The sequence below is a fragment of the Lysobacter sp. P5_B12 genome (genome assembly GCF_056400425.1).
Genome location: NZ_JBFULG010000001.1, coordinates 263,226 through 276,015, shown reverse-complemented (window position 1 = coordinate 276,015; position 12,790 = coordinate 263,226). Strand labels below are relative to the sequence as shown.

Sequence of the window (12,790 nt, the reverse complement as noted above, 5' to 3'; positions counted from 1 at the left end):
GCGCCTTCGGGCGCCGGCTTTTTTTCGGGGAGGTATCATGCGCCCCCATGACCTACCCCTTCGTCCGCCCGCGGCGCATGCGTCGCGACGAGTTCTCGCGCCGCCTGATGCGCGAGCATGTCCTCACCACGAACGACCTGATCTATCCGGTCTTCGTCCATGAATTGAAAGGCCGCGCCGCCGTCGCATCGATGCCGGGCATCGAGCGCGTTTCGATCGACGAGCTGCTGCGCGTGGCCGAAGACGCGAGCACCTTGCGCATTCCCGCGCTCGCTCTGTTCCCCGTCACCGCGCCGGAAGCCAAGTCGCTCGATGCGGCGGCGGCGTGGGACGACGAAGGCCTGGTGCAACGCGCGGTGCGCGCGCTGAAGGAGCGTTTCCCCGAGCTCGGCGTCATCACCGATGTCGCGCTCGATCCCTACACCTCGCACGGGCAAGACGGCCTGGTCGACGAGAGCGGATACGTCGTCAACGACGACACCGTCGAAGCGCTGGTGAAGCAGGCGCTGTCGCATGCGCGCGCGGGCGCGGACGTCGTGGCGCCGTCGGACATGATGGACGGCCGCATCGGCGCCATTCGCGGCGCGCTGGAAATGGACGGGCACCTCCACACGCGCATCCTCGCCTACAGCGCGAAGTACGCCTCGAGTTTCTACGGCCCGTTCCGCGACGCGGTCGGTTCGGCCGGCGCGCTCGGCAAGGGCAACAAGTTCACCTACCAGATGGATCCGGCCAACAGCGACGAGGCGCTGCGCGAAGTCGCGCTCGACCTGGACGAAGGCGCGGACATGGTCATGGTGAAGCCCGGCCTGCCCTACCTCGACATCGTCCGCCGGGTGAAGGACGAATTCGGCGTGCCGACCTTCGTCTACCAGGTGAGCGGCGAGTACGCGATGTTGCGCGCGGCGATCGGCAACGGCTGGTTGGACGAGCGCGGCTGCGTGCTGGAAGCGCTCACCTCCATCAAGCGCGCCGGCGCCGACGGGGTGCTGACCTACTTCGCCCTGGATGCGGCGCGGTGGCTGCGCGAGGCCTGAGGCCCAGCCCATCCGTGACGCGATCTGAATGCGGCTTGTGCGATCTTCGGCCCACGCGTCCAGGGTTGGCCGCGTGCCGGCCGGGCCCCCGTTGATCGGGACAGCCGACCGGCAAAGGCGGGGCGCCTTTCGAGGGATTCCGTGATGAGCAAGCACTTCGCGGTGTTCGGCCACCCGGTCGCGCACTCGCTTTCGCCGAAGATCCATGCGGCCTTCGGCAAACAGACCGGCATCCCGGTCGACTACCGCGCGATCGATGCCGAGCCCGGCCAGTTCGTGCACGCGCTGTCGGACTTCATCGCCATGGGCGGCGTCGGCGCGAACGTGACGCTGCCGCTGAAACAGGTGGCCTTCTCCCTCTGCGACGACCTCACCGAACGCGCACGCCGCGCCGGCGCGGTGAACACGCTCGTGCGCAACGGCGACACCTGGCACGGCGACAACACCGACGGCGCGGGCCTGGTCCGCGACCTCACCGATCGCCACGCACTCGACCTTCGCGCACGACGCACCTTGTTGCTCGGCGCCGGCGGCGCGGCACGCGGCGTCGCGCCGGCCTTGCTCGATGCGGGCATCGGCGAGATGTACATCGTCAATCGCACGCCGCAACGCAGCGACGCACTCGCCGATGCGCTCGGCGAACCGGGCCGCGTGCATCCGCGCTATCTCAACGATCTGGCCTCCTACGGCGAGTTCGACCTGATCATCAATGCCACGTCCGCCGCGCGCGACGGGCAGATCCCGGCGCTTCCGCGCAGCATCGTCGGCCGTCGATGCGCGGCGGTGGATTTGAATTACGGCGAAGCCGCGATTCCCTTCCTCGCCTGGGCGCGCGCCGCTGGCTGCCACGACGTTGTCGATGGGCTCGGCATGCTGGTGGAACAGGCGGCGGAGAGCTTCGCGCGCTGGCACGGCGTGCGGCCGGAAACCGACGCGGTGTACGAGATGCTCCTGTCGCATCACGACGCGTTGGTGACGGCGGATTGAGCCGGGTCCCCGGTCCCGGCGTTACAGCGCGCCGTCGCGTTTGATCGCCAGGTAACGCTCGACCAGCGCCGCGGGCAATTGCGCGCACGTCACGTCCAGCACCTGTACGTGCTGGCTGGCCAGCGCATCGTGCGCGGCCTTGCGCTGTTCGAGGTAGCGCGCGACGGCGGCGACGCGCAGCGCGCCCTGGAGATCGTCGGTCGTGCTTTCGAGCGCGGCGTCGAGCGCTTCTTCGCGCAGGCTGGCGACCACGACGCGATGACGGCGCTGCAACATGCGCACCGCGACCAGCAGGTCGTCGATGTCTTCGTCGCGCAGGTTGGTCACGAGCATGACCAGTCCCCGGCGCGTCTGTCGCGTCGCGAGTTCGGCCGCGGCGGCGAGGTAGTCGGTGGCCACCGCGCGCGGTTGCACGTCGTAGGTCGCTTGCAGGAGCGTGTCGATCGCGGCCATGCCGCGTTGCGGGGCGACGAAGCGCTGGTCGCCGCCCGTCGCGAGCAGCCCGACGGCGTCGCCCTGGCGCAGCGCGACATAGGACACGACGAGCGCGGCATCGAGCACGCGATCGAAATGCGTGAGCTCGCCATCGCGCGCGAGCATGCGGCGGCCGGTGTCCATCACCACGATCAGTTGCTGGTTGCGCTCGTCCTGGTACTCGCGCGAAATCAGGCGGCGCATGCGCGAGGTCGCCTTCCAGTCCACCTGACGCAGGCTGTCGCCGACGCGGTAATCGCGCATCTGGTGGAAATCGGTGCCTTCGCCACGACGGCGCTTCAAATGCGCACCGACCAGGCGCGAGGCCTGGTCCGCGCTGAGCATCGCGAGGCGCGTGAGCGGTGCGAAATTCGGGAACACGCGCACCGAACGCGCCGTGCCCGCGACCAGCGCGCGGCGCCATAGGCGCCAAGGCGAATGCAGTCGCACGTGCACACCTTCGAACACGTGGTCGCCGCGCTCGATCGGTTTCAGGGTGTAGGCGAAGTTCGCACTCGTTCCCGGCTGCAGGGTCAGCGAACGCGGCAAACCTTGCGCGGCCCACGCGCCGGGATGCAGGTCATGTACGTCCATGCGCAGCGGCGCGCCGCCGTTGTCGATCTGCAAGGTCACTTCACGTTCGACGCCCAGCGGCAAAGCGTCAGGAATGAGGCGCGCGATGTCGGGCACGGCACGACGACGCAGGCGCCATCCATCGATCAGCAGCACGCACAGCAACGCGCCACCGACCAGCGACCACGCCAGCGATGGCACGGGCGAAGCGCTCGCGAGCGCGCCGACCAGCGCCCACGCCGCCAGCGCCCACAGCAGGGGCGGTGCGGGCCTCACTGGCGCGGCGCTTCCACCTTGGCGAGCAGCGCGTGCAGCACGTCGTCCGGTGCCTGCCCTTCGATCTGCAACTCCGGCGCGAGCGCGATGCGATGGCGCAAGGCAGGTTTCGCGATTTCGCGGATGTCGTCGGGCGTGACGAAGTCGCGGCCGGCGAGCACGGCCTGCGCGCGCGCGGTGCGCACGAGCGCGATGCTGCCGCGCGGGCCCGCGCCCAACGCGATGCCCGGCCACTTGCGCGTCGCGGCGGTGACGCGCACTGCGTAATCGATCACCGCGGGATCAACGCGAACCGCGGCCGTTCCCAATTGCAGCCGCACGATGTCGCCGTCGGCGACGACGCGACGCACGCTCGCCAGATCGAAGTCCGACGCCATGCGGCCTTCGCTCACCGCGGTCACCATGCGCTTCTCGTCTGCGAGTGTCGGATACCCGATGAGCAGCTTGAGCAGGAAGCGGTCGAGCTGCGCTTCGGGCAGCGGATACGTGCCTTCCAGTTCGACCGGGTTCTGCGTGGCGAGCGTCATGAACGGCGGCGCGAGCGGGAAGCTCTGGCCTTCGATGGTGACCTGCTGTTCCTGCATCGCTTCGAGCAAGGCCGATTGCGTCTTCGCCGGTGCGCGATTGATTTCGTCGGCGAGGAGCAGGTTGGTGAACACCGGGCCGCGGCGCACCTGGAAGCGTTCGGATTTCGGGTCGTAGACCGCGTGGCCGCTGATGTCGCTCGGCATGAGGTCGGGCGTGAACTGCACGCGTGCGTGATTGCATCCCAGTGCCTGCGCGAGTGCGCGCACGAGCAGCGTCTTGCCCAGGCCCGGCACGCCTTCGAGCAACACGTGGCCGGCCGCCAGCAGCGCGACGATCACCTGGTCGAGCACCGCGTCCTGCCCGATGAAGGCCTTCCCGACTTCGTCGCGAATGGCGGCGGCCTGCGCGACGAGCGCCTCGCCGGTGATCGCGTTGGAAGGAACAACCGGCGTGGCCGGCGTGGCGATGTCGTTCATGTGTGTCGTCCCAGGGCAATGAGGCGGGCGATGCGGAAACGGAAATCCTTGGCGTCGAACGGCCGCGGCGAATGCAGCGCATCGGCGATGTCGGCGGGCGGCAAACCGGTGCGTTGCGCGAGTCGATCGACCTGCGCCTGGCCGTCGAGCGCGGCGGCGACCGCATCGGTGCGGCGCAGGCGCGCGATCACGTGCTTGCGCAGCGCCGCATGCAGCAGGTGCGCGCGGCCGTAGCGGTAGAGATGGTCGCCGGTGGCCTGCACGTGTTCGAGCAGCGAACGGCGCGCGTCGGGCGGCGACGGCAGGCGCGGGCCGAAGCGCTGCATGCGCATCCACAGCCACGCGCCGATGCACAGTACCAGTGCGATGAGCACGCGCCAGGTATTTTCGGCGAGCAGGCGCCACAGCGACGGCATTTCGGATGCGTAGATGAGATGGAACGTGCCGCGATTCCAGTTGGGCCGGAGCACTTGCGACAGCAGCGCCGAATTCCCGCCCCAGCGCAGGCTGGACGAACGCGCGATGTCGAGCGTCGCGACGACGTCGAGCGTGCCTGCCCCCTCCCGGAAACGCGCGAACGCGGTTCCGTAAGGATCGCGCCACGCGAGGACGGGCGCGGCCGACTTCGCGAGGGTGAAGCGATCCGCGCACAGCAGGTGGCTGGCGTTGGAGTAGTCCTTCGCCTGCGCGCCCTTCGCGAACAGGCACGCATCTTCGACGAACGCATGGTTGAGGACGCCCAAGCCTTCCAGCAAGGGCACGCGACCGCTCTTGCCGAGCAGGGCGTTCGGCGCCTGCACGATCAGGTGCCCGCCGCGCGCGACGTGCGCACGCAAGGCCTGCGCTTCCCGCTGCGACAGCTGCGCGGGATCGGCGAGCACCAGCACCGTGTCGCCCGGTTGCAGCGGATGTTTGTCGTCGAACAGGTGCGGGCGCGTTTGCACGCGTTGGTGCGCCTGCAGCAACGCGACCTTCAATCCGTACAAGGGGTTGTAGACCGCTTCGCCCTTGGGCGGCAGCGGGAAGTCCTGCGTCTTGCGTTCGAAGGTCAGGAGGAACCAGGCGACGAGCAACCCGATCGCGGCGAGCGCGATCGCCGTGATGGCGATGTTCTTGCCGCGCGTCATGCCGCCCATCCGAAGCGCGTGGCCGCACGCGCGAGCAGCGCTTCGAAGTCGGCCTGCGCCGGCATCCGGTCGGCATAGGCGGCGTACTGCCAGGTGCGCACGACGCGCGCGAACACATCGCGATCTTCGGCTTCACCGAATGCGCGCGATGCGCGGAGACATTCGGCTTCGGTCGCGCCGGGCACGAGCGTGGCGCCGGTGCGGGCGACCATGCTTTCGACACTCGCGCGATACAGCAACGCCAGTGCGCGACGCGCCAGGCCCTGCGACCACAGCGTGCGTGCGGTGCCTGCGACGTCGTCGGGCAAGGCCTGGTCGTGGTCGATCGGCGTGGTGTCGATCGGCGAAGGCGCCAGGCGACGCTGCGGCGCCATCGACCGCAACCATGGCCACCAGGTGCGGAACGTCCACAGCAGCGTGCCCACCAACAAGCCCAGCACGATCCACAACGCGTACTTCACCAGGCCCCCGATCAGGTCCGCGATGAACAGCGCGATCGGCCCGGCGTTGCTCGGTTTCTTCTGCTCGGCATTGCGCGGCACCCACATCGTGCGGCGTTCGACCGGATGCAGCAGCGGATCCTTGTCGGTCGCCTCGATGGCTTTGGCCAAGTCCGCGGGATCGACGTACGCATCGCCCATCGCGCCGCGCAGATCGTTCACTTCGGCCTTCGCCGGCGCGGCGACCGCGGGGCGGCCGGGCGCGAAAGTCAGGCCGAGGGTGAAGAAGGCGATGAGCAGCGCGCCCCCCAGTCGTTCGCGCAAACGACGGAACGCAAGCTCGACGTCCCACGCTTCCAACTGCGTGCGGCGATTGAGATAAAGACCGAAGCCGGCGCCGATGTAGAACGGTTCGAGCAAGGTCGTCGGGATGTACGCGAGTGTCGCCGTCACCACTTGCAGCCAGATCGACTGCGCGAAATACGAGGTGCCGAAGCGTTCGGCAAGGCCTTGCCACGCATCGACCGGCGTGAACATCGGCACGAGCGCGATCACGCCGGCGAAGAATGCGATCTCGAAATTGACGAAGGCCAACATCAGCCACCCCGCCACGCCGCGCGCCGAACCGCCGATCACGTTGCGGCGTTTCCACTTTCGCGTGCCGCCTTCGAGCAGGTCGACGGGCAGATACAGCGCGCGGTACGGGTCGAAGCGCCGCCACGTCAGGTAATGCGCCATCCAGCGCCATCCCCAGGTGCGCTGCGCGGCGAGTGTTTCGCGCACGCCCGGCACCGCGCCGAACACCGCGCGCGAGACGACGAACAAGGGAATGCGATCGAACACCGGCTTGAGCCACCAGTACGCGACGCCGACCCACTCCAATCGACCCATCCATGCGAACGCGACGCACAAGGCCACGTACACCGGCAGCGTTATCAGAACGTATGGAATCCAGATCGCGCGCGCGTGCGTGCGCACCAACGCGGTACCGAGTTCGACGGCTTCCCACGAGGAACGCGGGCGCAGTTCGACGGAGACCTGGTCAATCCGCATCGGGCACGCCCCGGCCGCCGAAGGCGAGCCATGCGAAAACCAGCGTCCACAGCAAGCCGGCGACCGAATACATCAGCGTCGCGGGCAAGGTCGCCATCGACGACCAGAAGGCTTCGATGAAGGCCGCGATCAACAACATCAACGCCACGCCCAGGCACAGGCGCGCACCGCGCTTGCCGGCATGGATGAGCGCATCGACGCGGCTGCGCCGCCCGGGCGCGATGCAATCCAGGCCCAGGCGCAGCCCCGCGCCGCCGGCGATCACGATCGCGGTGAGTTCGAAACTGCCGTGGCCAACGGCGAAGCGCCACAGGTTCGGACCGAGGCCCACGTTCTGCAGGTGCGCGGCGATCGTGCCGAAGAACACGCCGTTGAAGACCATCATGAAGAGGCTGCCGACGCCGGCCAGCAATCCGGCGGCGAAGGTGCGCAGCCCGATGGAGACGTTGTTGAAGATGTAGAAGCCGAACATGCCCACGTCGGTGCCGGCTTCGCGCCCGATCTTGCCGGTGGCCTCGGCCGACGAATACATCACCTCCATCTCCGCGAGCTGGCGCGGCGAGAGCACGCTGGAGGCGAGTTCGGGATGGAAGCGAACGAGAAGGTACATTCCGACCAGCGGCAGCACGAAGCAAACCAGCGCGATCGACATGCAGGCCCACTCCGCGCGCACCAGGCGCGGAAACTCGGCGAGGAAGAACCGCGGGATGCGCGACCAGCGCGGCGGCGCGGCGCGGTACAGCGCGGTATGCCCGCGTTGCATCAGCTGTTGCAGGCGATCGACGACGGCCGGGCTGTAATTGCGCCGGCGCGCGAGACCGAGCTGTTGGCACAGGCGTCGATACGCGTGCGGCGCATCTTCGTCGGGCAGACCGCGCCACGTGCGGTCGTTGCGCGCACGACGCGGGCTGTTCGCGCGCGCGTCGAGCCACGCTTCGAAGTCGCGCCATTCCACGCCGTGCCGTGAGACGAACTGTTCCTGCCTCATCGACGACCCAGCAACCAGTTCGCGATGCCGGCCAGGCGTCGCACGCCGAGATCGCCGCGCGCGCCGGTCGCCAGTTCGGCGATGTCGGCCAGCTCGCGCTGGCGTTCGGGCGTCAAGCGCGGCGCGCGTTCGGCGAAGGCGATGACCGCCGCCTGTTCCGCGGGACGCAGCGGCACCGCGGGACCGAGCGCTTCGACCTCGACGAGCGGTGGCCGCGCGCGTTCGTTCGGAACATGCACGACGACCGTGTGCGCGACCATGTCGCCGAGGCGGCGGCCATGCGGATCGGCCAGCGTCGCGATCAGGCCGACGGTGTAACCGAAGGGCAGCATGTCCACGGTGCGCAGCAGGTTGCGCACGATCGCCGCGATCCAGCCCACGGGCGCACCGTCGGCGGACACCACGCGCAATTCCATCACGCGCTTGCCGGGCGTCTGCCCGTTGAACGCGCCTTCGCACACGATGGGATAGCCCCACATCAGCACGAAGACCACGATCGCGTACAAGCCCATGCCCGCTTGCTGCAATCCGAGCAGCACCGTGCTGGCCGCGATCGTGATCCCGCCGCGGATCGCGAGATCGATCGCCCACGCAAGCGCGCGCGGCACGGGACCGGCCGTCGGCAATCGCAATGCGACGCCTTCGGGCGTGTGGACCTCGCGAACGGTGTCGAGCACGACGGTCTTGCTGCTTCGATCAGGCGTCGACGACGATCGTGTCCGCCATCTTGTCGTGCAACGTGCGGCGGTCGTCGGCGAAGATGAAGAGCGCGTCGGTCAGGGTGAACAGCGGGCCGACCAGCGGGATGCCGCCGATGAAGCCGGGCACGATGCTGCGCAGCAACAGGATGCGGCCCAGGCTCGCGCGGCTGCCGTCGCCACGCACGATGCGGATGCCCAGCAGGCGCTTGGCCATGGTCTGGCCGTGCTTGTACAGCAGCACGAGGTTGATCGCGCCGAACACCAGGAAGACGATCCCCATGACGATCCACACTGCGCTCTTGGATGCCGAGCCCTGCGCATCCCTGATCATCATGAGCGGCACCATGGCGATCAGGAAGGCGGCACCGAAGATCAGGCCATCGAGAATCACGGCGCCCAGGCGCCTGCCACGCGAGGCGAGCGCGATCTGTTCGTCCGCGTAGGCGTTGTGTTGTTCGATGCGCGCACTCGGCGCGGCGTACGGATTGACGCCGTTGGTGTCCTGCATGTTGTTCCCCTGATGCTGCGACTGTCCCCGCCCCTACTTTGGACTGGCGCGGATCGGCCCGCAACTCAGGGTGCGGCGGACAGGTACTGGTCCTTCAACCGGATGTAGTGGCCGGCCGAGTAGTAAAGCGCTTCGATTTCCGCGTCCGACAGCATGCGCACGCGCTTGGCCGGATTGCCCAGCCACAACTCGCCGCTGCCGACGACCTTGCCCGGCGCGACGAGCGCACCGGCGCCGACGAAACCGTGTTTCTCGACGACCACGCCGTCGAGCACGATCGCGCCCATGCCGATCAGCACCGCGTCCTCGATGCGGCACGCGTGGACGATCGCCTTGTGACCGATGGTCACGTCGCTCCCGATAACGGTCGCGAAGCCACCCAGCTTCGCGTGCGGGCCATCGTGGCTCACGTGGACGACGGTGCCGTCCTGGAGATTGGTGCGCGCGCCGATGCGGATGAAGTTGACGTCGCCGCGCACGACAGTGCCGGGCCACAGCGAGACATCGTCGCCGAGCACGACATCGCCGATGACGGTGGCGGCCGGATCGACGTAGACGCGCTCGCCGAGGACGGGCAGGTGCCCGGAATAGGAACGGATGGACATGGCGGCATTGTAAGGACTGCAGCGCATACACTGCCGCCATGAACGACATGAATGCCCCGTCGCCGGCCCTGGCGGAGCTCGGCCCGACGCTGGAATCGCTCAGGAATGCCTGGCGCGCGAACAAGCCGGGCGTGGACCAACGCCGGGCCGACCTGGGCCGTTTGCGCCACCTCCTCGCGCAGCGCCTGGATGCGATGGATGCGGCGATCCGCGCCGATTTCGGCCATCGATCGCCGCACGAAAACCTCATTTCCGAGGCGATGGTGACGCTGTCGGAAATCGACCTGGCGCGCCGCAAGCTGCGCCGTTGGGCGAAGCCGCGGCGCGTGGGCGTGGGCTGGAAATTCTGGCCGGCGCGCGCCGAACTGCGGCCGATGCCGGTCGGCGTGGTCGGCATCATCAGCCCGTGGAATTACCCGGTGAACCTGGCGCTCGTGCCGCTGGTCTCGGCGATCGCGGCGGGCAACCACGTGTTCCTCAAACCGTCGGAGCACACGCCGCGCACCAGCGAATTCCTGCGCGCATTGCTCGCCGACGTGTTTCCCGCCGATCGCGTGGCGGTCGCGGTCGGCGGCGCGGATGTCGGCGCCGCATTCTCCGCGCTGCCCTTCGACCATCTGCTGTTCACCGGTTCGACCGCGGTCGGTCGCAAGGTGATGGCCGCCGCCGCGCCGAACCTGACGCCGGTGACGCTCGAACTCGGGGGCAAGGCGCCGGCCGTGGTCGCGCCGGATTTCCCGCTGGAGCTGGCCGCGGCGCGCATCGCGAGCGGCAAGTGGTTCAACGCGGGGCAGACCTGCATCGGCGTGGATTACGCGTTGGTGGATGCCGCGCGGCGCGATGCGTTCGTGGAGGCCCTGCGCGCGCAGGTGACGGCGCGTTTCGGCGATCTGTCGGACGCGTCGAACTACACGCGCATCATCAACACCGCGCAGTTCGATCGCCTGCAGGCGTTACTCGCCGATGCGCGGGCGCGCGGCGCGACGGTCCTGCCGCTCATCGACATTGCGCCCGATCGGATGCAGGCCGAACGCCTGTTGCCGCCGACGGTGGTCCTGGATGCGCCGGACGACAGCGCGATCATGCAGCACGAGATCTTCGGCCCGATCCTGCCGGTGAAGTCATATGCGCGGGTCGACGAGGCGCTGTCCTACATCGGCACGCACGATCGGCCGCTGGCCCTGTATCCGTTCTCCAACGATCGCGCGACGGTCGAGCGCATCGTCGACGCGACGCTGCCCGGCGGCGTAACGGTGAACGACACGCTGGTGCATTTCGCGGTCGATACGCTGCCCTTCGGCGGCAGCGGGCCGAGCGGCATGGGTGCGATCCATGGCCGCGCCGGCTTCGACACCTTCAGCAAATTACTGCCGGTGCTGCATCAGTCGCGCTGGGCGGCGACCGATCTGTTGCGGCCGCCGTACACCGGATTCGTCGATCGCCTGGTACGTTTCCTCGCGCGCTAAGCCGGCTCGCGGGGATGCACCCAGTTGGGGAGCAACGTGTACGGATCGAGCGCGATCGTCCTGTCGTAGTCCACGCCCAGTGCATCGAGCCGACGTTGCATCTCGCCGCTGCGCATCGCATCGAACAACTCCGTGCATCCGCCGATGCAATCGCCGCCGATGAAGATCTGCGGGATCGTCGGCGCAAATCTCGCGCGTAGCACCGCACGCAACTTCACCCCGAGATCGTTCTGCTGATAGGCGACCGAATCCAGGTCCACGCTCTCGTATTCGATCCCCAGGCGCGCGAACAGCTTGCGCACCGCCCAGCAGAATTCGCACCACTCCAGCGCGAACAGGACGACGGGCTTCTCGCGCACGACCCGCGCGACGAAGGCTTCGGCCTGCGCGTCGAGCGGTTCTTCGGCCGGCGCCTGCGCGAGCGCCGGAACGGCGCACGCCGGCGGCGGCGGTGCGCGATCGAATCGATAGCCGGCGGTTGAACGCGAGATCGCGACTTCGTCCTCGTCCATCGTTTCGCTGATGTGTTCGAACAGCGGCGTCGACATGTAACGCTCGCCGGTGTCGGGGAGCATGCAGACGATGTTGGTGCCGGGGGCGCTGCGTCGCGCGACGGTGAGCGCCGCGGCGAGGGTCGCGCCGCTGGAGGTGCCGACGAGGATGCCTTCGACCGTGGCGAGTTCGCGCGCCAGGCGCAGGGCGTCGTTGCCTGCGACGGGGAAGATTTCATCGACCAGGTTTTCGTCGCGCGCCGCTTGCGTGAGGCGCGGGATGAAATCGGGGGTCCACCCCTGGATCAGGTGCGGCTGGAAGTGCGGATGGCTGCGGCTGGGATTGCCGCTTGTATCGCGCGGCTGCGGAATGCCGCTGGCGAGGATCGGCGCGTTGTCCGGTTCGGCGACCACGATGCGGATGCGCGGATCGGTCTGTCGCAGCACGCGGCCCACGCCGAGCAAGGTGCCGCCCGTGCCCGTGCCGGTGACGAAGCAATGCAGGGGCGCATCGCTGAAGTCGGCGAGGATCTCCTTCGCCGTCGTGCGCATGTGGACTTCGGCGTTCGCCGGGTTCTCGAACTGTCGGCACAGATACCACCCGTGCGCCTGCGAGAGTTCAACGGCCTTGGCCAGCATGCCCGAGCCTTTGTCCGCCGCGGGAGTGAGCACCACTTTCGCGCCGAGGAAACGCAACAATTTCCGGCGCTCGATGCTGAAGTTCTCAGCCATCACCACGACCAGCGGATAGCCCTTCTGCGCGCACACCATCGCAAGCCCGATACCGGTGTTGCCGCTGGTGGCTTCGACCACGGTCTGGCCCGGCGCGAGAGCGCCGCTGCGTTCGGCGGCTTCGATCACCGCGCGCGCCATGCGGTCCTTGACCGAGGCCATCGGATTGAAGGATTCGAGCTTGGCGTACACGTTGACGCCCGGCGGCGCGAGTTTTCCCAGCCGCACCAGGGGCGTGTTGCCGATCGTGTCGAGTATCGTGTCGTACCGCACCTTGCTGTCTCCGTGGGGGCTCCTGCATCAGGACCAACGCGACAGCGCGCGCCAA

The 12,790-nt window shown here is 68.4% G+C and carries 12 protein-coding genes and 1 pseudogene; 3 read left to right on the top strand and 10 right to left on the bottom strand.

Going from position 1 to position 12,790, the window contains the following annotated elements; genetic code table 11:
* Nucleotides 1-47: 47 nt before the first annotated feature.
* Together hemB and aroE are read left to right on the top strand one after the other, a co-directional pair.
* Complete coding sequence (gene hemB / locus AC1DOM_RS01260; RefSeq protein ID WP_498959433.1) at nt 48-1,037, top strand: porphobilinogen synthase; 990 nt, start codon at nt 48-50, stop codon at nt 1,035-1,037.
* Nucleotides 1,038-1,178: 141 nt separating this feature from the next.
* Complete coding sequence (gene aroE / locus AC1DOM_RS01255; protein WP_498959432.1) at nt 1,179-2,024, top strand: shikimate dehydrogenase; 846 nt, start codon at nt 1,179-1,181, stop codon at nt 2,022-2,024.
* A 21-nt stretch (nt 2,025-2,045) separates the two neighbouring features.
* On the opposite strand, the gene AC1DOM_RS01250 is transcribed toward aroE, so the two are convergent.
* From AC1DOM_RS01250 to AC1DOM_RS01215, 8 genes are all read right to left on the bottom strand, one after another.
* Nucleotides 2,046-3,347, bottom strand: a complete 1,302-nt coding sequence (locus tag AC1DOM_RS01250; RefSeq protein WP_498959430.1) for a DUF58 domain-containing protein — start codon at nt 3,345-3,347, stop codon at nt 2,046-2,048.
* Entirely contained in the window at nt 3,344-4,351 is a 1,008-nt protein-coding gene (locus tag AC1DOM_RS01245; RefSeq protein WP_498959428.1) for an AAA family ATPase, read from the bottom strand. Before AC1DOM_RS01245 ends, AC1DOM_RS01250 begins: the two co-directional genes overlap by 4 nt.
* Nucleotides 4,348-5,478: a DUF4350 domain-containing protein gene (locus AC1DOM_RS01240; protein WP_498959426.1), complete on the bottom strand. Its 1,131-nt coding sequence runs from the start codon at nt 5,476-5,478 to the stop codon at nt 4,348-4,350. The genes AC1DOM_RS01245 and AC1DOM_RS01240 overlap by 4 nt, the downstream gene beginning before the upstream one ends.
* The gene (locus AC1DOM_RS01235) at nt 5,475-6,971 is read right to left on the bottom strand and encodes a DUF4129 domain-containing protein (protein ID WP_498959424.1); all 1,497 of its coding nucleotides are present in this window, start codon (nt 6,969-6,971) and stop codon (nt 5,475-5,477) included. Before AC1DOM_RS01235 ends, AC1DOM_RS01240 begins: the two co-directional genes overlap by 4 nt.
* Nucleotides 6,961-7,959: a stage II sporulation protein M gene (locus tag AC1DOM_RS01230; protein ID WP_498959422.1), complete on the bottom strand. Its 999-nt coding sequence runs from the start codon at nt 7,957-7,959 to the stop codon at nt 6,961-6,963. Before AC1DOM_RS01230 ends, AC1DOM_RS01235 begins: the two co-directional genes overlap by 11 nt.
* Entirely contained in the window at nt 7,956-8,636 is a 681-nt protein-coding gene (locus AC1DOM_RS01225) for an RDD family protein (RefSeq protein WP_498959419.1), read from the bottom strand. Before AC1DOM_RS01225 ends, AC1DOM_RS01230 begins: the two co-directional genes overlap by 4 nt.
* 19 nt (nt 8,637-8,655) lie before the next feature.
* A complete protein-coding gene (locus AC1DOM_RS01220) occupies nt 8,656-9,168 on the bottom strand; it encodes an RDD family protein (RefSeq protein ID WP_498959417.1) in 513 nt (170 codons plus the stop codon).
* A 65-nt stretch (nt 9,169-9,233) separates the two neighbouring features.
* Nucleotides 9,234-9,773, bottom strand: a complete 540-nt coding sequence (locus AC1DOM_RS01215) for a gamma carbonic anhydrase family protein (RefSeq protein WP_498959415.1) — start codon at nt 9,771-9,773, stop codon at nt 9,234-9,236.
* A gap of 38 nt (nt 9,774-9,811) precedes the next feature.
* Here AC1DOM_RS01215 and AC1DOM_RS01210 point away from each other — a divergent pair, with 38 nt between their 5' ends.
* On the top strand, nt 9,812-11,239 hold the full coding sequence (locus AC1DOM_RS01210) for a coniferyl aldehyde dehydrogenase (protein WP_498959414.1): 1,428 nt from the start codon (nt 9,812-9,814) through the stop codon (nt 11,237-11,239).
* Here AC1DOM_RS01210 and AC1DOM_RS01205 read toward each other — a convergent pair.
* The gene (locus AC1DOM_RS01205; RefSeq protein WP_498960187.1) at nt 11,236-11,751 is read right to left on the bottom strand and encodes a glutaredoxin; all 516 of its coding nucleotides are present in this window, start codon (nt 11,749-11,751) and stop codon (nt 11,236-11,238) included. The two genes, AC1DOM_RS01210 and AC1DOM_RS01205, sit on opposite strands and share 4 nt — an antisense overlap.
* Nucleotides 11,731-12,735, bottom strand: a pseudogene (gene cysK, locus AC1DOM_RS01200) (cysteine synthase A); the annotation flags it as partial. The pseudogene cysK and the gene AC1DOM_RS01205, both read right to left, overlap by 21 nt.
* Nucleotides 12,736-12,790 lie beyond the last annotated feature (55 nt).

Coding starts and splice junctions, on each gene's coding strand:
- AC1DOM_RS01220 (WP_498959417.1), bottom strand. CDS start 9,168: ATGCAGGACACCAACGGCGTCAATCCGTACGCCGCGCCGAGTGCGCGC.
- AC1DOM_RS01245 (WP_498959428.1), bottom strand. CDS start 4,351: ATGAACGACATCGCCACGCCGGCCACGCCGGTTGTTCCTTCCAACGCG.
- AC1DOM_RS01205 (WP_498960187.1), bottom strand. CDS start 11,751: ATGGACGAGGACGAAGTCGCGATCTCGCGTTCAACCGCCGGCTATCGA.
- AC1DOM_RS01215 (WP_498959415.1), bottom strand. CDS start 9,773: ATGTCCATCCGTTCCTATTCCGGGCACCTGCCCGTCCTCGGCGAGCGC.
- AC1DOM_RS01210 (WP_498959414.1), top strand. CDS start 9,812: ATGAACGACATGAATGCCCCGTCGCCGGCCCTGGCGGAGCTCGGCCCG.
- AC1DOM_RS01230 (WP_498959422.1), bottom strand. CDS start 7,959: ATGAGGCAGGAACAGTTCGTCTCACGGCACGGCGTGGAATGGCGCGAC.
- hemB (WP_498959433.1), top strand. CDS start 48: ATGACCTACCCCTTCGTCCGCCCGCGGCGCATGCGTCGCGACGAGTTC.
- AC1DOM_RS01240 (WP_498959426.1), bottom strand. CDS start 5,478: ATGACGCGCGGCAAGAACATCGCCATCACGGCGATCGCGCTCGCCGCG.
- AC1DOM_RS01235 (WP_498959424.1), bottom strand. CDS start 6,971: ATGCGGATTGACCAGGTCTCCGTCGAACTGCGCCCGCGTTCCTCGTGG.